Consider the following 19382-nt stretch of genomic DNA (forward strand, 5'->3'; position numbering starts at 1 on the left):
AGCTGCCATTTATCAGCAAATTGACCGCGGGACCGTCGACGAAGCTGATGAGCGAATTTGAGGCCGAACTTCGCAGCCCATTCCGAGACGGTCTGGAACGAGACCTCAATGCCGCGCTCGGCCATCAGATCTTCGACGTCTCGAAAGCTGAGCGGAAACCGGTAATAGAGCCAGACCGCATAGGCGATGATCTCGGCGGGAAAACGGTGGCGTCTGAAGTGAGCAGGAGAGATTTCGGTCATTGCCACCAATACCAACCCGTTTACCACAGAGACGTTAACCCGACGCTACCGCTCATAGGCATATGCGGTTGGAGCGACCGTCTGCAGCTAAAGCAAGCCGTTGGAAAGCCATCACAGTTTCGACGACGTAGAAATCAAGAACTTTTGTTATTGACATCCTGCCTACTAGAAGGTAGGTGCTCGTTATGAGCAATCTTTCAACCACCTCCGACGATATCCTGGCTTCCGCCCGAAACCTGATCGTGAGTGGAGGCTACAATGGCTTCAGCTATGCCGACATCTCGGAAGTGGTCGGAATCCGGAAGGCCAGTATCCACCACCATTTCCCCAGTAAGGTCGATCTGGTGCGTGAGCTGGTCAAGCGCTATCGCGAAGACGGCCACGCGAGTGTGGCGGCCCTTGAGCAGAACGTCCCAGATGCACTGGACATTCTCAAGGTCTATGCAAACCACTGGGCCAAATGCATCGAGGATGCGAGCAGACCGTATTGCGTGTGCGCTCTGCTTGCCAGTGAACTGCCATCCCTTCCGCCGGAAGTCGCAACGGAGGTGACGAATTTCTTTCGCTTCATTTCATCGTGGCTGGCTTCGGTGATGGAACGTGGGTCCAGGCAAGGCTCGCTAAACCTCACGAGCGAGCCGCATGTTGAAGCGGAGGCATTTCTGGCGACGGTGTACGGGGCGATTCTCTCCGCGAGAGCCTATGGGAAACCGGAGGTGTTCGGGACGATAATGACACCAGCTCTTAACCGACTGACTCCAATCGTCGCTCACTAATCCTGCGGTGGCTAGTGCTACTCAGATAAATTCGCATCACGCGAAACTACCAACTAGTAGGAAGAGTGGTGACAATTCATGAGCAAACGCAAAGTTCAGAAAGTAATGCCGATTTCAGCGACCGCGTCTTCCCGACAGGTTGAGATCAGCCAAACCAATTCGATCCTTTCCGATCCTGATGGCCGATGGGTCGCTAAGCGGCAAGGGGCGATCAACGAGGCGTTCGAGAAACGCATGCGCTTGGAGAGCAATGAGGCCGGTGGGTTAGAGGTTCAGTCTCGCGACAGCTCAAAGGACATCGAGATTTCCGACGAGCCGGTCGGGAAGCTCTCCGGCGAAAGCGATCGGATCGGCCGAAATGAGTGGGACGAGAACACCCCATTCGGCAAGCATGTGGGCTTCTTGTGACAGAACCCGCGTGAACAATTTCATCAATCCAGAAAGTGGAAGAAACAATGTCGAACAATCAGACCTCCCGTGTTGCGAGCGGCAACGACCAATGGCTAAAGCAGTACTATTTTACCCGAGCGGTGTTCTCGGTGCTCTGGGTAGCGGCTGCATTCACTCTCGGACAGCATTCGTTTGCGGTGGCTGCCACTCTTTTGGTCATCTATCCGGCTTGGGATGCCGTCGCCAACGTCGTTGACGCTAGCAGGAGCGGTGGTTTTGCCGTCAACCGGAGCCAGGCGATCAACGTCATGGCGAGCTCGGTTATGACGATTGTCGTGATTTTGGCGCTGACAATGAGCATGAACTGGGTTCTCGGAGCCTTCGGTCTATGGGCGATTTTCTCAGGGCTGCTGCAGCTAGGGACTGCCGTCCGGCGTTGGAAAACGAGCGGCGGTCAATGGGTAATGGTTTTGAGCGGCGGCCAATCCGCCGTGGCGGGCGCGCTCTTTATCTTTCAAGCGCAAATGCCTCAGGAGCCTTCTATCTCCACGGTCGCCGGATACGCTGGCGTCGGGGCATTTTATTTTCTGGTTTCGGCAATATGGCTGACTGTGGCGCTCTCGCGTCGCAGCCTGCGCGGAGCAGAGCTTTGAGGTGCCGGCGCCCCGTAAAGCATGAGTATGAAGCTGCCCTTTTTTGAAAGTCGGTGCCATTGAGAGCGCAGCTTTGCCCTTGTCCCGTTTCTTCACGCCCACATGGTGCGTGTGAAAGCAGTTTGGAAGATAATTAGATGAATACCCAGAATACGTCAGAGCAACTTGCGTCCTATCGAAAGACCATCGACAACCTGGACTCGGCTCTCCTCCATATATTGGCCGAACGCTTTCGTTGTACCGAGCAAGTCGGCAACTTAAAAGCGGAGCAGGCTATGCCAGCAACCGATAGTGAGCGGGAGCGACGCCAAATGGATCGGCTGAGGAATATTGCCAATGAGCTCGGCCTTGATCAACAATTCGTCGACAGCCTTATGAAGCTCATCGTCGGTACCGTGGTGAAGCGGCACAAGGAGATTGCGGCCCAAAGATAGACATCTCGGAGATTTTCCGCAGGCATGATGAGCTCGGTCCGCTCATCATGCGGCCGCGTTCACGAGATGGTCCGATACGGTCGCAATAAACGCGCGAAGCCGCTGAAGACGTCGTAGATCCCGGTGATATCCCATCCAGATGTCTCGGGCCGGCGGCGGCGTCGGCAGTTGCAGTCGGCGGATACCCGCGATCTGACTGCCGACCACGCGGGGAAGGACGGCGATCCCGACGCCTTGCCGACACATGCGCCCCTGGACGTTGCGGTTGTTCGATCGCAGGACGGGCCTCGCGTTGGGGAAACTCTCGATGAGCCAGGCGATATCGGGGAACTGCCCTGTCGACGTATCGTGGGTGATCAAGCGGAAACCAGTCCCGTCGCCATATTTGGGATCAGGCGACTCCTCGGCGATGTAGGCACCGTATTCGAGCTTGAAAAGCCGCCGCTGAACCACATCGGCGGTGTTGAACGGAACGATACGAAAAGCGATGTCGGCCTCGCGCTGAGCGAGGTTGAACAGGCGCGTGCCGGTCAGGATCTCGACGTCGACATTGGGGTAGGCGTTGGAAAAATCCGCCAGGATGGGAGGCAGTACGTAGGCCCCGAACCAGTCCGCTGATGAAATGCGCAGACTGCCTTTGAGATTCTGCTCCTGCCCCGCAAGCCGGCGCTCCATGGCCAGCGCGCCTTCTTCCATCTGCTCCGCCAGCGCGATGATCCCGTGGCCCTCTTCCGTCAGAACAAGACCGTCCGCAGTCCGCTGGAAGAGCGTGTGGCCGATCGCCTGCTCAAGTGCGCGCAGGCGCCTGCCGACGGTCGGATGGCTTGTCTGAAGAGAACGCGCGGCGCCGCCGAGCGTGCCGGATCGCGCGACAGCAAGAAAGATTCTGACATCACTCCATTCCATCGTCATGCCCCTACAAAACTGAACGCCGAGAATACAGTTCTGTCACTTAAAGAACAAATCTAAGCACTTAGATTTTTATCATCGTCTAGGCGTCCCTCCTGCAGATTCGACGATTTTCATGAGGTCGCTCGTGTGAGGGAAACGCGTCATTGGCGTCGTCTACAAGCAATCGGAGAAAGCTAATGAAAACTTGGCTCATCACAGGCTGCTCGAGCGGCTTTGGCCAGCGGCTCGCGCTTGCTGCAGCACAGCGCGGCGATCGGGTCATCGCGACGGCCCGCAATGTCAAAGCGATCGAGGAAATGGCTGAGCCTTTCGGCGGCCGCATGATCACCTTGCCGCTCGACGTGACCGATCCGGCGGCAGCTCAGGCAGCGGTCGCAAAGGCGGTCGAGACATTCGGCGGGTTTGACGTACTCGTGAACAATGCCGGCTACGGACTGTTCGGCGCGATCGAGGAAGGCACGCCCGAAGAATATCGGCCGATGTTCGAGGTGAACGTGTTCGGTCTGATCGAAACCACCAGAGCCGCCCTTCCCGTCCTGCGACGTTCGGGCGGAACGATCGTCAACATGTCGTCCGGCGCAGGCATCGCGGGCGGCGGCGGGGGAGGTTATTACAACGCCGCCAAATTCGCTGTGGAAGGGATTTCCGAAGCACTCGCCGGCGAGCTGAAGCCGTTCGGCATCCGCGTGCTGATCGTCGAGCCTGGGCCGTTTCGCACCGATTTCCTTGGACGTTCGATTACGGTTGCGGCCAACGAGATGCCGGAATACGCCGCGACCTCACGCAAGCACTATCGCGAAACCAACAACGGCAGTCAGGCAGGCGATCCCGACAAGGCGATCGCGGTGATCCTGCAGGCAGTCGATGCCGATGCCGCCCCGCTTCATCTGCCGCTCGGCCCGATCGCGCATTCGATCGCCGAGCGAAAGCTTTCTTCCTTCCGCAGCGATATCGACGCCTGGCGCGACATCACGATCGCCACCGATTTCGACCAGCCCTGAGCGCTGGCCGCAAGCTCTGTTTGAATGTCAACATCGACTGGAAAGTAATCATGATCGCAACTTTGAAGGGGTTTACCCAGCAGCTGGTGCCGGTGAATGGCATCAAGATCAACGCTGTCACGGGGGGCTCAGGTCCGCCGATCCTTCTGCTTCACGGCTGGCCGGAAATATGGTGGGAATGGCACCATGTGATGCCGCTGCTCGCCGCGCATTTCAGCGTGGTGGCCATGGATCTGCGCGGCGCGGGTTTTTCCGACTGCCCGCTTGACGGCTATGACAAGGCCACGATGGCGCACGACGCGCACGAGGTCATGGTTGCCCTTGGGCATGAACGCTACGCCGTGTGCGGCCATGACATCGGCGGAATGGTGGCGTTGCCGCAGGCCGCCATCTATCGGGAGGCTGTTACTCACCTGGCCGTGCTCGACGTTCCGCTTCCCGGCTGGACGCAATGGGAGGCGACGACTGCAAGGATCTGGCACTTCAGCTTCCATATGAACCGGGATCTACCGGAGCGCCTGATTCATGGCCGTGAATATGATTATGTTTCGGCCTTCATGGCGGAGCGGTTCTACGATCACAGCACCTTCGATCCGACGGACATCGAGATCTACGCGAAGGCGATGGCCCTTCCTGGCCGCACGCGCGGCGGCCTGGAATGGTATCGCACCCTCACTGCCGACCATGCGGCTGCACTCGAGTACAAAAGGCAACCGCTCGAGATACCGGTGCTAGGTCTCGGCGGGGATCAGCGGTTCGGTGCGCATATGGTCCCGATGCTCAAGGAGTTCGCCAGCAAGGTGACGGGTGGGTCGATTGAGCGGTGCAGCCATTATGTTGCCGACGAGCGGCCGGACGAAGTCGCGGCCGCTCTGATCGATTTTCTCAAGCCCAATTGAAATTCTGCGACCGCCCCGTCGTGGGCCTGATCGCGACATTGCGGGCGAGTTGCGCCCGCACCCATCGCATTCGATCGATTCAATATGAAAGGAAAAGTGTCATGACCGCACCTCAAATTCGCGGCGTCAATCACATCGGCATCACGGTGCCCGACATCGAAGCCGCAAAATCGTTTCTGGTGGACGCTTTCGGCGGCCAGGTAATCTATCAATCGTTCGGACCACAGGATCCGCCGCGGCAGGGACCCGAATTCGAGCGGGCCACGGGTGCTTTCCCCGGAACGGTCGTGCGCGCGCAGGCGATGGTCAAAATCGGCAACGGGCCTGACATCGAGCTCTTTGAAATGCACGGCTCCGAACAAGCCCAGCCGGTTCGAGCGAGCGACTTCGGCATTACCCACTTCGGGGTCTACACCGACGACATCGACGCATCGGTAGAGCGCTTCGAAAGGGCCGGAGGAACGTCTCTCACTGCGCCGCGCGCTATTCCCTATGCAACCGAGAAAGGTCCTGGAAACAAGGTTTGCTACTGCCGCATGCCATGGGGCACGACGATTGAGTTTATCACAACGCCCGACCGCATGGCCTATCACGACCAGACGGATCTGCGCAGGTGGCAGGACGAGGAATAAGTGTGAGCTTTGAGAGCATAACCTCTCGCCGCAGCTTTCTGTCGGGATGGCTGCGGCCTCGGTGCTGGCAGGTTGCGCGTCCATCTCCGACACCGGATCAAGACCGATTTCGCAACACGAATATGAAGGAATCACCGACCATGTCGATTTTCAACAAAGCAGCCGTTGGCCTTACGGCCGTACTTTTGTCTTCTGCTGCGGCGACAGCGCCCGCCTTATCCGGCCCGCGAAATATCGTGCTCGTCCACGGAGCGCTCGTGGATGGCTCCGGTTGGCGCGGCGTTTATGACATCCTGACCCGGGACGGCTATAATGTCAGCATTGTCCAGCAGCCGCTGACAAGCTTGGACCAGGACGTTGCTGCCACGAAAAGTGTGCTTGATCAGCAGGACGGAGACGTCGTTCTCGTCGGTCACAGCTACGGGGGTACGATCATCACGGCGGCAGGAGATGATCCTAAGGTGAAGGCCCTTGTCTATGTCGCGGCGCTGCAGCCCGAAAAAGGCGAAAGCACTGCACAGTTGCTCCAATCGATGCCTGCGCCGACGAATGATATCAGACCAACCAAGGATGGCTTCCTGCTTATCGACCGAGAGAAGTTCGCCGCAGATTTCGGGGCAGATCTACCCAAGGATCAGGCGGAGTTCATGGCCCGGTCTCAGATGCCTGTCGCCGTCGCGGCCACCAATTCGCAGGTTCCAGTTGCGGCTTGGCACGACAAGCCTAGCTATGGAATTGTCGCCAGGAATGACAAGACCATCAACCCAGACTTGGAGCGTTGGATGTACAAACGTGCCGGCTCAACGGTGACAGAGGTGGAGGGCAGCCACGCTATCTACATCTCACAGGCGGCTGCAGTGGCAAAGATTATCGAGGAAGCAGTCAAGGCTACCAAATAGCTGCGGTATGCCGTCTGCATAAGGCGCTTATGTCGATCAACTTGCTCACTGTGTCAGATCTCGGAACGTGACGCAGCGATTTTGAGACAAGTGCCTTAACTCGGTAAAAAGCCTTCCTAAACACAGCTGTCTATGGCTCAACGATAAAGAGCGTCATCGGCTGAGTTACCCTGACACCTTGTGAGGTCCGTCACCGTTTGTGCCACATGATGAACCTCTTCGACTTCAACTGAAAACACACAGATGCATTCCGGCGGTCGACGTGAAAAGATAACTGTACCGTTGGTCATTCGTACTGGCTGACCCAGCGGCTCCTAAGATTTTCGCGACACATGTTCCAGCGCCGCTGGCAACCACACCAGAGATTGCGAGGACCACTATGGATCGAGAGATCATCATACCCGATGAGATGCGGGAGATCGTCAGCCGCGCAGGCTATGCTCCTGCGGTTAAAGTCGGAGACACAATTTACGTCGTTGGCCAAGTAGGACGGACAAAGGATCTAAAGATTATTCACGATCCGTCAGAACAATTCAGAGCTATGTGGGACAACTTAGGGATTGTTCTGGAAGCCGCGCATTGCACGTTCGATGACATCGTGGAAATGACAAGCTATCACGTCGAAATGTCCAAGCACATGGACGTGTTCCGGACTGTTAAAAACGAGGTATTTCCGAAGGGAACCTATGCGTGGACCCGAATAGGTGTCTCCGAACTCGCCCACCCGGGACTCCTCGCTGAGGTGAAATGTGTTGCCGTTAAGCGATAATGGAAACTATTTTGTCGCGAGCGATCCCTTTACGCTGAAGCATAAAGTTTACAACCGCTTAGAGAATCTGAGGCGACTGACTATGGCTCGACCGGAGCGCAAGGGAAGCGGCGGATCGCAAAGGCCTATCAGGAGGCATGCGCACTCGTGGTGACGATCGATCGCGATTGTGGGTCAGCGCGCCCACGCATCGAAGCATGTCTAGCCCGTTTCAACATTCACAAGAACGCCGACGATGAAGCTGCCGCCGGCTGGATGCTGGCCGCGATCCAGGAACGGGTGAGCGAACGGAACCTCTGCGGTTGGCGTCGGCTCAAGGGGATCGTCGATACAGCAGTGCACGAACTCCTTTTGTCCGAACAGCTATCCGTTCATTGAACGGCCACAACGAGGCTCGCTATGGTAAGCCTGATCGACTGACCAGCTCGCCTTCCTTGGTGACGATGGCCGAGCCATAGGGCTCACGTCCCGCGACGATCAACGCATCATCCGGCAATGGCCGCGCGAGGTCCTTCGCCTCCTCCCATGGCGCTCTCATCCAGACATCTGTCTCTTCCTTAGTCAGCAGGAGCACCGGCATAGCCTTGTCGTGGATCGGCTTGACGAGATCGTTCGCGTCGGTCGTCAGGAACCCGTAGAGATCGTCGGTCGTGAAGCCGTCCTTGACCTTGCGCACGGATATCCATTGCGGAACATGGATACCGGCAAAGAACATCAGCGGCTTGCTTTCATCGCGGGCGAACCAAGCATTCGGCACATTGCCGCCATCCTGCTGGCTTGCCGGATCCGGCTCGGCGAAGCTGGTGACAGGGACCAGACAGCGGTTCTCGACACCGAACCAGCGCCTCCAATGCGGTAACTTCAGATTGCGGACGTTGGTGACGCCACGGTCGACCTGCTCGCGCACCAGCTGCTCGAAGTGGAACTCCTTGCCCTTGGCCCGCAGTTTCTCGGCCTTGGCCTGGGCTAGCTTCTCAAGGGCGAAGCGCGGGGAGGGAAGCCCCCAGCGCGCATGGATGAGCTGTTTCTTGCCGTCGATGGTGTTGCGGACGATCGGCCCCATCTGGTCGGGGTTCATCTGATAGGCCGGCATCAGGTTGATCAGGCTCTCGGCGTCCTGAGCCCACTTGTTTACCCAGTCCTTATCTTCCATGCGGTACAGGTTGCACATAGACGCTCCATCTCCCCTTGAAGCTGGGCACATGGTAGCCGACGAGGCGCCGGAATGCCAACTGGCAGCTGTTGGCGGATTGGCGCCGAAAATTTCTCCTCAAGCTTCATCACCGCCCGTTCGAAGTCATGTCCATGATTCCCAACGCGAATCTTAAAGTCGACTAAAATAGGGGGATAATATTCCTATTTCGGGTTGCTTGACACGTAAAACGACTTGGAACATTTAGTGAACAAATACACTTGACCGACATTAGGTCGATACCAACACGACCTTGCAGGGGCCCGTGAATGATGACCGCTGCCCGTAACAGGGTGATATCCGATCTGAAGGATCGCATTGCGTTACTGGAAGGAAACGCAGACAGGAGGAGCGGCTGTCTCGCTTTCGGCGTGCCTGAGATCGATGCCGTATTGCCGGACGGTGGCCTCGCCTATGGCGCGGTGCACGAGTTCGCGGGCGGCGGGGCAGGGGTGGTCGATGGCGCGGCCGCGGCCCTGTTTGCCGCCGGTATTGCCGCCCGGACCAAAGGAAAGATCGTCTGGTGCCTGACGCGGCCGGACCTGTTCTTTCCAGCATTGGCGCAGGCTGGTCTTCATCCCGATCGGGTCATCTTCGTCGAGGCCGACGCGCAAGAGGACGTTCTCGCCTCGATGGAAGAGGCCCTGGCCTTTGGCGGGCTTGGCGCCGTCGTCGGCGAGATCGTCCGGCTGCCGATGGTGGCGTCGCGCCGCCTGCAGCTGGCGGCGGAAAAGACCGGAACTATGGGCTTGGTGGTCCGGCGTTGGCGCCGGCAGGGGGAGGCCTCGGATTTCGGGCAGCCGACGGCGTCGACGACGCGGTGGCGGGTGAGCGTGCTGCCATCGGAGGAATTGCCGGTTCCGGGCGTCGGGCGGCCGCGATGGCTGCTTGAATTAATGAGAGTGAAGGCGGGTGAGTGCGCTGAGTTTGTCGTGGGAGCGTGCGATGCCACGGGTCGTATCCATCTATCTGCCGGACCTGCCAATCGAGCGGATCAGGCGCATGGATCAAAAAGCAGAATTATCGCCTGACAGGCCGCTGGTGCTGATCGCGAGCAGCGGCTCCAAGCGTTGGATATCGGCGGCCGATGCAAAGGCCAGGGAAGCGGGCATCCGCTTGGGCATGCCGGCCGCCAAGGCACAGGCGATGGTGCAGGGTCTGCAGTTCGTCGATGCGGATCCGGCAGCCGATGCGCAAGCGCTCGAGCGGATCGCGCTCTGGTCCCTCACGCAATATTCTCCGATCGTCTCCGTCGACGGCACGGATGGCATCGTCATGGATACGGAAGGCGCCGATCACCTGCAGGGCGGCGAGCTGCCTATGCTGACTGGGATCGTCAACCGCTTCCGGGCGAGGGGGCTCACTGTCCATGCGGCGATCGCCGACACCTGGGGTACGGCGCATGCCTGTGCCCGGGCCACCCATCGCGAGACCGTCATCATCCCACCGGGAGAGACCGCCCGCGCCGTCGAACACCTGCCGATCTCGCATCTGCGGCTATCTCCAGAGATCGTCGCCAGTCTTCGCACACTCGGCTTCAAAACCATCGGCGAACTGTCGGCGACGCCGCGCGCGCCATTGGCGCTGCGCTTCGGACCGGAGATCGGAAGGCGTCTCGACCAGATGTTCGGCCGCATAGCCGAGCCGATCGATCCCATCCGGGCGCCGGAATGGATCGAAGTTGGCCGTGCTTTTGCCGAACCGATCGGTGCCGCCGAGACGATCGACAAATATGTCGGCCGTCTCATCATCAGGCTGGTGGCCGAACTGCAGCGTAGAGGTCTCGGTGTCCGCCGCACCGACCTGATTGTCGAAAAGGTCGATGGCAGCAGGCAGGCAATCCGCGCCGGCACGGCCAAACCAGCGCGCGACGTCGCCTGGCTGAGCAAACTGTTTCGCGATCGAACGGAAAAAATCGAGCCCGGCTTTGGCATCGAGAAACTGACGCTCATCGCCGTCATGACCGAACCGCTCGGCGAGGAGCAGCGGTCGTCGCTCGTCGACGAAGGAGATCAGGACATCACGCCGCTGATCGACACCTTCGGCAATCGCGGACAGCGCGTCTATCGCATCGCGCCCGTCGCATCCGACGTGCCCGAACGCAGCATCCGGCGGATCGCGGCGGCAGCCGAAGACGTCGCGGAAACCTGGGTGCATCATTGGCCGCGGCCGGTGCGGCTGTTGGCACGGCCGGAACTGATCGACGTCATCGCGCTGCTGCCGGATCATCCGCCCGTCTCCGTCACCTGGCGCGGCAAGCGTCGGCGGGTCAGGCGCGCCGATGGGCCGGAGCGCATCTTCGGGGAGTGGTGGACCAGGAGTTCCGAATTCGATGCGGTCCGGGATTATTTCGTGATCGAGGACGAGAGTGGCGAGCGGCTCTGGATCTTCCGATCCGGCGATGGCGTCGATGCCGCTACGGGCTCGCATCGCTGGTTTTGCCACGGGATCTTCGCATGAGCTACGCCGAGCTGCAGGTCACCACCCATTTCTCCTTCCTGCGCGGCGCGTCGTCGGTCGACGAGCTGTTCCGGACGGCCAAGGATTTGGGCATCAGCGCACTTGGGATCGTCGACCGCAATTCGCTCGCCGGTATCGTCCGGGCATTGGAGGCGTCGCGGGCGACCGGCCTGCGCCTCGTCGTCGGCTGCCGTCTCGATCTTGCCGACGGCATGTCGATCCTCGTCTATCCAACGGATCGCGCCGCCTATTCCCGCCTGACCCGGCTGCTGACGCTGGGCAAGGGCAGGGGCGGCAAGGCGAACTGTATCCTGCATCTCGAGGACGTCGCTCTTTATGCCGAGGGCCTGATCGGCATTCTCGTGCCCGATCTTGCCGACGAGACCTGTGCCCTTCAGCTCCGGAAGCTTTCCGAGATCTTCGGCGATCGTGCCTATCTGTTGCTCTGCCTGCGCCGGCGGCCCAATGATCAGCTGCGACTGCATGAGCTCTCCAATCTCGCGGCGCGCTTCAAGGTGAAGACGGTCGTCACCAATGACGTCCTTTTCCATGAACCGTCGCGCCGGCAGCTGCAGGATATCGTCACCTGCATTCGCAACACCTCCACCATCGACGATATCGGCTTCGAGCGCGAAAGACATGCCGACCGCTATCTCAAACCTCCGGAAGAAATGGAGCGGCTCTTTCCGCGTTATCCCGAAGCGCTCGCCCGGACGCTCGAGATCGTCGAGCGCTGCACGTTCTCGCTGGACGAGCTCACCTATCAATATCCGGAGGAGGCGATCGTTCCCGGCAAAAACGCCCAGGAATCCCTCGAGCATTATGTCTGGGAGTGCATTCCGAACCGCTATCCCGAGGGTCTGCCGCCATCGGTGTTAAAAGTGATCCGGCATGAGCTCGATCTCATCCGCACCATGAGCTACGCCCCCTATTTCCTGACGGTGTTTTCCATCGTCCGCTATGCCCGCAGCCAGGGCATCTTATGCCAGGGGCGGGGATCGGCGGCCAATTCCGCCGTCTGCTATATCCTCGGCATCACTTCCATCGATCCCGAGACCAACAATCTGCTGTTCGAGCGCTTCGTCAGCCAGGAGCGCGACGAGCCACCTGACATCGATGTCGACTTCGAGCATGAGCGGCGCGAGGAGGTGATCCAGTGGATCTACAGGACCTATGGTCATGACAAGGCGGCACTCTGTGCGACCGTCACGCGCTACCGTGCCAAGGGCGCGATCCGTGATGTCGGCAAGGCGCTGGGCTTGCCGGAGGACGTGATCAAGTCGCTGTCATCGGGCATGTGGTCGTGGTCCGAAGAGTTGGTGACCGAACGTAGCCTGCGCGAGCTCAACCTCAATCCGGATGATCGCAGGCTGGCTCTAACCCTAAAACTGGCACAGCAGCTGATGGGTGCGCCGCGCCATCTTGGCCAGCATCCCGGCGGCTTCGTGCTGACCCATGACCGGCTCGACGATCTCGTGCCGATCGAGCCCGCGACGATGGCTGACCGGCAGGTGATCGAATGGGACAAGGACGACGTCGAAGCGCTAAAATTCATGAAGGTCGATGTGCTGGCGCTCGGCATGCTCACCTGCATGAGCAAGGCCTTTGCCTTGATCCAGAACCACAAGCATCTGGATCTCGATTTGGCTCAAATCCCCCAGGAGGATCCGGCGACCTATGCGATGATCCGCAAGGCCGATACGCTCGGCACCTTCCAGATCGAAAGCCGGGCGCAGATGTCGATGCTGCCGCGCATGAAGCCGCGGACCTTCTATGATCTCGTCATCCAGGTGGCGATCGTCCGGCCCGGCCCGATCCAGGGCGACATGGTCCATCCCTATCTGCGCCGCCGCGAGGGCAAGGAAAAGGTCGAGTATCCCACACCGGAATTGGAGGCCGTTCTCGGTAAGACACTCGGGGTGCCGCTCTTTCAGGAGAGCGCCATGAAGGTGGCGATGGTCTGCGCCGGCTTTACCGGCGGCGAGGCCGATCAGCTGCGCAAGTCGATGGCGACCTTCAAGTTCACCGGCGGTGTGTCGAAGTTCAAGGACAAGCTCGTCTCCGGCATGGTCCGGAACGGCTATACGCCCGAATTCGCCGAAAAGACCTTCTCGCAGCTCGAAGGCTTCGGCTCCTATGGCTTTCCCGAGAGCCATGCCGCAAGTTTCGCGCTCATCGCCTATGCCTCAGCTTATGTGAAACGCCACTATCCCGACGCCTTCTGCGCGAGCCTTCTGAACTCGCAGCCGATGGGCTTTTACGCCCCGGCCCAGATCGTCGGCGATGCCCGCAAGCATGGTGTCGAGGTCCGGCCGGTCTGCGTCAATCGCTCACGCTGGGACTGCACGCTGGAACCGGTCGAGGGCAGCGATCGCCATGCCGTTCGTCTCGGCATGCGCATGGTCCATGGTTTGGCTGAGATCGATGCGGCCCGCATCATTGCCGCCCGCGCTGACCAGACGTTCGACAGCGTCGATGATCTCTGGCGGCGATCCGGCGTGCCGGCCGCATCCCTGGTCGAGCTTGCCGAGGCGGACGCCTTTCTGCCGTCGCTCAATCTGCAGCGCCGCGATGCGCTCTGGGCCATCAAGGCACTGAGGGATGAACCCTTGCCGCTGTTTGCCGCGGCGGCCGAGCGCGAGCAGAAGACGATCGCCGAGCAGCGGGAGCCAGAGGTCAGCCTTCGCCAGATGACGGAAGGCCATAACGTCATCCAGGACTATAGCCATACCGGTCTCACCCTACGCCAGCATCCGCTCGCCTTCTTGCGCAGGGATCTCACCGCCCGCGACATCGTCACCTGCGAGGAGGCGATGTCGGCCCGTGACGGGCGCTGGCTGATGACGGCTGGCCTCGTGCTCGTGCGGCAGAAGCCGGGCTCGGCCAAGGGCGTCATGTTCCTCACCGTCGAGGATGAGACCGGGCCGGCCAATGTCGTTGTCTGGCCCAGCCTCTTCGAGCGGCGCCGGCGCATCGTGCTCGGATCCTCGATGATGGCGATCAATGGCCGCATCCAGCGGGAAGGCGAGGTCGTGCATCTCGTTGCCCAGCAGCTCTTTGATCTCACATCCGATCTGTCCGGCCTTGCCGATCGCGATGAGGCCTTCAGGCTACCGACCGGGCGCGGCGATGAGTTCGCTCATGGGACGCCTGGCAGTCCGGATCCGCGGGAGCGGTCGGTAATGAAGGCGCGGGAGATTTATGAGCCGGATCGGCTTATTGAGAGGTTGAAGGTGAGGAGCCGGAATTTTCAGTAGGAGGGGCTGCTCTTGGCCCAAGACGACATTCAACAGTAATCCCACTTAAATGCGCTCTTGTCCCGCGGCGCTAAAATAGACCCGTTCCGCTTCGACGTGTCGATCAGACACAAGCATCGTGATGGCAAGCGACCGCCGCGGCTCACAGGTAAAACTGATCTTTGCGACACATTCCTTGTCGATCAATACAAGCCAATGAGTCCGAGATGCCTGCACGCAAGGCAGATAGTCGATGATTGGCCCGGTTTCGTGCAAGATTTCAGTTATGCGAGGCCTTGCTGGAAAGGTCACAGCTCTAGCATTTGGCGCCAGAACATCATCACCAGCACATACGCTATCACGCTCAAACGTGATCTGCATCTGTCTCTCCCTTAGAGCAAATGAGCGAAGTGCAAGCCGGGCAGGCCATCGCACTCATCCGTCACAACCCGGTGCTGAGCGTGATCGATAATCTGCGAGCATCTTCCTCAGCAGATATGACGACATCCCCGGAATCCCGGCAAGTTTCCATGCTTCGAAGTAGTCAGGGTAGGTGCTATGTATGATTTTTCCGATGGTAATGTGGCGCGTCTCCGAACCGGTATAGTTGAAGGTAACGGCGAACTGCAGATGCAAGAGCGCCATCGACCGCAATCGCCTGGAGTGATGATCCAGGTCCTCGAAGAAACGAGCATCAAAATACTGGGAGCTCCCATCGAGCATCCCTAGCAGTTCGGCCTGAAGCCCCAAACTCATCGCTTCGTCGATTAGTACCCCTTCGGACATTTGCTCGCTCTTGTCTTGAGATCGATTGATTTCATGCCAGATTGCCCCTCCCGTGGGAATACCTTTAAGATGATACTGGCTTAAAGGCTCCCGTCGGGCCAAAGCGGTCATCGGTAATGATGCCTCCCTGAGCAATCTGAGCTTTGGCTAAAAAGCGAGAGTGCACACTGGTAGCGCGTCGTAAACGGCAGGTCGGTAGTGTGGCCATTCCGGCATTGGTTGAGACCTATTTAACCGAATTATTGCAAGACATTGTGAGAACAAAACAATCCGTGGGAGAGGTCGTTTGAAAAGCGCAATTTTGGTTTTCGCTGGATTGTCGATCAGTTGTTCGATGGCAGGGGCCCAAGAACCGCAGCCCCATCCAATATTGAATAGGGAACGGTTTCTGTCCTACTCCGCTGGCGCGGTCGTTGCAGGCATGTACTGCGGGAAACTCGAGTTAAACGCCGATTTCTTGTTGGGATACGAATACGCTACCGGAGTTTATCCGCCCCTCGATCCCAATTTCCAGCCTGAGATGGCGCGGGCTGAGAAGGACGCCAAAAGCGATCTTGATAGCTACTGCAAGTTGGCGCGACTGATGTTCTACAAGGGCAACAAACCCAAACCATTGGCAGCCCCTCTTCTCGTCGACAAGCAGTGACAACACCTTTCCTTGACTAGCTCTGATGGCCGCAATTAGCGTGAAGCACGCCGTGCGTTCATGACGTCAATCTTTCAAATGCCTAAAGCATCTTCGTCGAGGTGCGACCGGATCACTGTTTACCCAGAAGCGCAGGGGGGAAGGAGTTCGCCTTTCGGGGAATGAGGCCTCAGCCGGGCGATATGCTGACGGCCTTGCCGCAGTCTTGAGCACCTTAAGTCATGTCAGCATAGGCACTGTATTCACCCGATTGCCTGTCCCTGAAAAGATAAACGGCCGGCTGGCCTCCTCGGGTGATTTCGGCGAAGTTGAAATCTTTAGGAAAGTGCCATTCGTCGAGCGCCCTCCGACAGGCGGCTATTTTCGCGTCGTCCGCCTCAGCCAATAGAGTGGCTCCCTCAATTTCGCCAACGAACACCATGGCGTCCGTCTTGGAAAAAAGCCAATGATTGCCCTGCCAGCTTTCAAAGCCCGGTGTCCTGGTGCAGACCGTGTCAATTATCTGCTTCGGGACGCCCTTCGGTATGGAAAAGACGTCGTTGAAAGAGGCATCCCATCTCCGTTGGGCTTCGCCGCCTTGGATGCACCACGGGCATACGTGCGGAATGTTCTCTTTGCAGTATATTGGGCCGCGGTACATAAAGCCGCGGTCTTTCCCGCAGCATGGGCATGTCGCATGCATGGCCACAACGCAGCCGTTTGCGATTGGGTCGGGAAAATACTCGAAGTGAGGAAGATCCTCTTCAGCTATTGCCATTGGTGAGTCCGAGGTCCTATTTCAAAGAAGACGGGTCGAGCGCGAGCTCTCTTGTCAGGGCAACTTCTATTCGATCAATGGCAAGGCCCTGGTCTTGTTGCAAGACTCAGAATTGCAAGACCATCCGCAATATCTGGCGGCGGTGGGATACTTCTATAATCCGTGAGGGCTCGCGCAGAGGATGATTTGCCGCCTGCCACATCGTTTACCGCAGGCCGACCGGACATGCACCTTGGCCGATGCAGCATCGCTGCCGGATCACGCGACTTTCGCCGCGAGCATTTCGTTGATGCAATCTTCGTTGCGCACATCCAGCTGCTGCATCGGAAAGGCTCTGATGAACATGCGAATTGTCTCGTCGAGATCGGCACCGGACTGGACCCAGCCGGGACCGCAATTGACCTGTTGGCCGGCGACATCCTCGACTTGGAACAGACCGCAGGTTTCGCCGGTCTCGTCATCGACCGCAAGGCCGAGCGTACCAAAACTTCGGTGTTCGTCGTTCCAGTAAACCGAAATCTTCAAAAACCGGATGCCCGACCGATTTCCGACCTCCGTCAGTAGCAAGCCATGAACCTCGTCCGTCGCGAGCGGCTTCGGCTCATCCCAGCAAAGTTCCTCGTCCAGCGTCGGATAGTCCATGACGTTTTCCAGCAGGTCACGCATCCTGCCGAGATGGTGCAGCATGTCTGGCGACTTGCCACGGAAGCCGGGTCGGTCGTCTCTGAACGTATCGAAGGCGTGCCGGCCCAAGTAGCCGACGAAATCATAGAGCGCCTGCGCTTCGTCCTGGCTTATGGTGAGGGCACCATCTCTGGGCCGCGGATCTCTCGAATATTCAAACATTGCTACCTCCTCCGCTGTCGAAACTCGGAACCCACCCGCGCGTAAAGCCGACGCTCATTCCGGCTTCACTAAGTGCCAGCTGTCCTCGAACGAACTGCAGCTCGGCGAGCAGAGCGCCGATTGCCGCATGAGCATTGCCTTCGAAGAGCTCGAGCACGGAAGCGACCTGATCGAATTGCGATTCATCTGTTTGAGCGGCTGCGGCTGTCATGAGGCAATACGTCTCCCGCCCCCTAAAATCATAGGGGGTCAAACTGCTGATTTATCGATATGGAAATTGCGCGGCCGGTTTTCGCTCCGGCAATTTGTTCTTATTATGTTCTCATTTTAGAGAGAGTCAAGAGCACCTCCTGTTTGATCGAAATCTAACCGCCGGGCGGCCCGAGGTCGAAAGTCTTGAATCGAAATATGACCGAAATTATTTTATTCGCGTCCGAGATTGTCGATACGCGAAAGGAGGAAAACGACGATGACCGAGCGGTTTGTCAGCAGGCATGATGAGCCATTGACCTCGAATGATCTCGAAATCTGCCAACGGGCCTTGGACGGAATTTTGGCAAGGCTAAAGGTTGGCAAGGATACAGAGGAAGCGCAACGTGCGGCAGCCATCATCATAGAGCTCTACCGACAAGGCGTGCATCAAGATAAGCAATTGGTTGAACTGGCGGCAGTAGCGCGAGGAGTAGGCAATCCGGATTGATTGCCGGGAGGAAAGACTCGACTCCTTAAGCTTTCTCTGTTGCAGTGTTTTTCATGACGAAGTCCCCGCGTAAGTCATCAAAACCACTTCTCTCCTCTTCGGAAATACCGCTGCGAAGCCAGCCGCGCAAAGCCCCCGACCCGGACCAGCCGCGGTTGCCGCTCGATCCAATGCCGGAGCGGATCGAGCCGGCGCTAGCGCTTTTGAAATCCGAAGTCCCCAAAGGATCGCAATGGCTCTATGAGATAAAATGGGACGGCTATCGCCTCGCCGTCCATGTTGAACCGGGCCGTGTCCGGATACTCACACGTGGAGGGCACGATTGGACCCATCGCTTTCCGACGATCGCCAAGGAAGCAGCCGAATTCGGCACGACGATGATCCTCGACGGCGAGGCTGTCGTTCTGGACGAGAAGGGGAAATCGAACTTTGGCGCTCTCCAGCGTGCCCTTGGCGGAAGAGGAGGGCACCGCCAGGCAAATGAGGCGATCTTCTATGCTTTCGATCTCCTGTATTTCGATGGACACGACCTTACGAAGCTGGATCTCACTGAACGTTGGCAGATCCTGGATGGCCTTCTTGCCGATCATGCAGGCATCATAAAGCTATCGGAGGAAGTCGAAGCCGACGGCGACGAGCTGCTGACTGCCGCATGCGCCCACGGGCTCGAGGGTATCATCGCGAAGAACCGGGAGCAGCCTTATCGCTCCGGCCGCACCGGCGATTGGATCAAGGTGAAATGCGTCCGGAGCGACAGCTTTTTCATCGTCGGCTATGAACCGTCCGCCGTCGCGCGCGGTGGCATCGGCAATTTGTTTCTCGCCGCTTATCGAGGTCACGATCTCATTTACGTCGGCAACGTCGGAACGGGCTTCAACGTGCGCGATGCGGCTAGGCTTCGCAGGGATCTGGATAAGCTCAAGACCTCGCGGGCGCCGATTGCCTTGAAACAGCGCGGCGTCGTTTGGGTTCAGCCAACGCTCATCGCCGAAATCGAATATCGTGCCTGGACCGACGACGGCAAGCTACGGCATGCTTCCTATAAAGGTCTCCGGGAGCGGCAGGACAACGCCGAAGTCTACCATCTAACGCAATGAGGCTTAGAACTATCCTCTGAGCGCGGCCGGTTTCGAGGCGATCGCGTTTCGGACA

23 protein-coding genes and 1 pseudogene are annotated in these 19382 nt (G+C 58.6%); 16 read left to right on the forward strand and 8 right to left on the reverse strand.

Translation table 11 applies throughout. The features are described from left to right. Positions 1-242, reverse strand: a pseudogene (locus tag FHT28_RS29770) (IS6 family transposase); the annotation flags it as partial. Positions 243-427: 185 nt separating this feature from the next. Here FHT28_RS29770 and FHT28_RS29775 point away from each other — a divergent pair. The 4 genes from FHT28_RS29775 to FHT28_RS29790 all read left to right on the forward strand — a co-directional run bounded on the left by FHT28_RS29775 (position 428) and on the right by FHT28_RS29790 (position 2495). Then, complete coding sequence (locus tag FHT28_RS29775; RefSeq protein WP_168598179.1) at positions 428-1018, forward strand: TetR/AcrR family transcriptional regulator; 591 nt, start codon at positions 428-430, stop codon at positions 1016-1018. 78 nt (positions 1019-1096) lie between these two features. After that, complete coding sequence (locus FHT28_RS29780) at positions 1097-1426, forward strand: hypothetical protein (RefSeq protein WP_168598180.1); 330 nt, start codon at positions 1097-1099, stop codon at positions 1424-1426. A gap of 47 nt (positions 1427-1473) precedes the next feature. Beyond that, complete coding sequence (locus FHT28_RS29785; protein WP_168598194.1) at positions 1474-2061, forward strand: DUF308 domain-containing protein; 588 nt, start codon at positions 1474-1476, stop codon at positions 2059-2061. A 137-nt stretch (positions 2062-2198) separates the two neighbouring features. Further along, positions 2199-2495, forward strand: a complete 297-nt coding sequence (locus tag FHT28_RS29790; RefSeq protein ID WP_015341837.1) for a chorismate mutase — start codon at positions 2199-2201, stop codon at positions 2493-2495. 45 nt (positions 2496-2540) lie between these two features. On the opposite strand, the gene FHT28_RS29795 is transcribed toward FHT28_RS29790, so the two are convergent. Further along, the gene (locus tag FHT28_RS29795) at positions 2541-3401 is read right to left on the reverse strand and encodes a LysR family transcriptional regulator (RefSeq protein WP_168598181.1); all 861 of its coding nucleotides are present in this window, start codon (positions 3399-3401) and stop codon (positions 2541-2543) included. Positions 3402-3583: 182 nt separating this feature from the next. Between FHT28_RS29795 and FHT28_RS29800 the strand changes: the two genes are divergently transcribed. From FHT28_RS29800 to FHT28_RS29825, 6 genes are all read left to right on the forward strand, one after another. Continuing rightward, complete coding sequence (locus FHT28_RS29800; protein WP_145646248.1) at positions 3584-4408, forward strand: oxidoreductase; 825 nt, start codon at positions 3584-3586, stop codon at positions 4406-4408. Positions 4409-4458: 50 nt separating this feature from the next. Continuing rightward, complete coding sequence (locus FHT28_RS29805) at positions 4459-5307, forward strand: alpha/beta hydrolase (RefSeq protein WP_145646249.1); 849 nt, start codon at positions 4459-4461, stop codon at positions 5305-5307. Between the two features lie 101 nt (positions 5308-5408). Further along, on the forward strand, positions 5409-5939 hold the full coding sequence (locus FHT28_RS29810) for a VOC family protein (RefSeq protein WP_145646250.1): 531 nt from the start codon (positions 5409-5411) through the stop codon (positions 5937-5939). Between the two features lie 140 nt (positions 5940-6079). Beyond that, positions 6080-6838, forward strand: a complete 759-nt coding sequence (locus FHT28_RS29815; RefSeq protein WP_145646251.1) for an alpha/beta hydrolase — start codon at positions 6080-6082, stop codon at positions 6836-6838. A 379-nt stretch (positions 6839-7217) separates the two neighbouring features. Beyond that, positions 7218-7607: a RidA family protein gene (locus FHT28_RS29820; RefSeq protein ID WP_145646252.1), complete on the forward strand. Its 390-nt coding sequence runs from the start codon at positions 7218-7220 to the stop codon at positions 7605-7607. Positions 7608-7754: 147 nt separating this feature from the next. Beyond that, positions 7755-7985 carry a hypothetical protein gene (locus FHT28_RS29825; protein WP_186450800.1) on the forward strand — a complete coding sequence of 77 codons (231 nt, stop codon included), beginning with the start codon at positions 7755-7757 and terminating at the stop codon, positions 7983-7985. Positions 7986-8004: 19 nt separating this feature from the next. Here FHT28_RS29825 and FHT28_RS29830 read toward each other — a convergent pair whose 3' ends face one another. Continuing rightward, on the reverse strand, positions 8005-8778 hold the full coding sequence (locus FHT28_RS29830; RefSeq protein ID WP_145646253.1) for an SOS response-associated peptidase: 774 nt from the start codon (positions 8776-8778) through the stop codon (positions 8005-8007). 293 nt (positions 8779-9071) lie between these two features. Here FHT28_RS29830 and FHT28_RS29835 point away from each other — a divergent pair, with 293 nt between their 5' ends. From FHT28_RS29835 to FHT28_RS29845, 3 genes are read left to right on the forward strand one after another with little or no spacing between them, the layout of a single operon-like run. After that, complete coding sequence (locus FHT28_RS29835; RefSeq protein ID WP_145646313.1) at positions 9072-9830, forward strand: ImuA family protein; 759 nt, start codon at positions 9072-9074, stop codon at positions 9828-9830. Continuing rightward, positions 9745-11259 carry a DNA polymerase Y family protein gene (locus FHT28_RS29840; protein WP_145646254.1) on the forward strand — a complete coding sequence of 505 codons (1515 nt, stop codon included), beginning with the start codon at positions 9745-9747 and terminating at the stop codon, positions 11257-11259. The genes FHT28_RS29835 and FHT28_RS29840 overlap by 86 nt, the downstream gene beginning before the upstream one ends. Further along, positions 11256-14516 carry an error-prone DNA polymerase gene (locus FHT28_RS29845; protein WP_145646255.1) on the forward strand — a complete coding sequence of 1087 codons (3261 nt, stop codon included), beginning with the start codon at positions 11256-11258 and terminating at the stop codon, positions 14514-14516. The genes FHT28_RS29840 and FHT28_RS29845 overlap by 4 nt, the downstream gene beginning before the upstream one ends. Positions 14517-14561: 45 nt before the next feature. Here the strand turns inward: FHT28_RS29845 and FHT28_RS29850 are convergent, their stop codons facing one another. Further along, positions 14562-14876, reverse strand: a complete 315-nt coding sequence (locus FHT28_RS29850; protein WP_145646256.1) for a hypothetical protein — start codon at positions 14874-14876, stop codon at positions 14562-14564. Positions 14877-14930: 54 nt separating this feature from the next. Further along, positions 14931-15392: a hypothetical protein gene (locus FHT28_RS29855; RefSeq protein ID WP_145646257.1), complete on the reverse strand. Its 462-nt coding sequence runs from the start codon at positions 15390-15392 to the stop codon at positions 14931-14933. 175 nt (positions 15393-15567) lie between these two features. On the opposite strand from FHT28_RS29855, the gene FHT28_RS29860 reads away from it, so the two are divergent. After that, positions 15568-15927, forward strand: a complete 360-nt coding sequence (locus FHT28_RS29860; RefSeq protein WP_246704979.1) for a hypothetical protein — start codon at positions 15568-15570, stop codon at positions 15925-15927. Between the two features lie 214 nt (positions 15928-16141). Here FHT28_RS29860 and FHT28_RS29865 read toward each other — a convergent pair whose 3' ends face one another. The 3 genes from FHT28_RS29865 to FHT28_RS29875 form a co-directional block, all read right to left on the reverse strand. Then, positions 16142-16684 carry a CbrC family protein gene (locus FHT28_RS29865; protein WP_145646258.1) on the reverse strand — a complete coding sequence of 181 codons (543 nt, stop codon included), beginning with the start codon at positions 16682-16684 and terminating at the stop codon, positions 16142-16144. A 258-nt stretch (positions 16685-16942) separates the two neighbouring features. Beyond that, positions 16943-17530 carry a hypothetical protein gene (locus tag FHT28_RS29870; protein WP_145646259.1) on the reverse strand — a complete coding sequence of 196 codons (588 nt, stop codon included), beginning with the start codon at positions 17528-17530 and terminating at the stop codon, positions 16943-16945. After that, positions 17523-17741 carry a hypothetical protein gene (locus FHT28_RS29875; protein WP_145646260.1) on the reverse strand — a complete coding sequence of 73 codons (219 nt, stop codon included), beginning with the start codon at positions 17739-17741 and terminating at the stop codon, positions 17523-17525. Before FHT28_RS29875 ends, FHT28_RS29870 begins: the two co-directional genes overlap by 8 nt. Positions 17742-17999: 258 nt before the next feature. Here FHT28_RS29875 and FHT28_RS29880 point away from each other — a divergent pair, with 258 nt between their 5' ends. Both FHT28_RS29880 and ligD read left to right on the forward strand, forming a co-directional pair. After that, positions 18000-18230 carry a hypothetical protein gene (locus tag FHT28_RS29880; protein WP_145646261.1) on the forward strand — a complete coding sequence of 77 codons (231 nt, stop codon included), beginning with the start codon at positions 18000-18002 and terminating at the stop codon, positions 18228-18230. 53 nt (positions 18231-18283) lie between these two features. Continuing rightward, positions 18284-19327, forward strand: coding sequence for a non-homologous end-joining DNA ligase (gene ligD, locus FHT28_RS29885; protein ID WP_145646262.1), 1044 nt, complete (start codon positions 18284-18286; stop codon positions 19325-19327). Positions 19328-19382: the final 55 nt, after the last annotated feature.

This window comes from Rhizobium sp. SG570 (assembly GCF_012275345.1).
Lineage (GTDB): Bacteria > Pseudomonadota > Alphaproteobacteria > Rhizobiales > Rhizobiaceae > Rhizobium > Rhizobium lusitanum.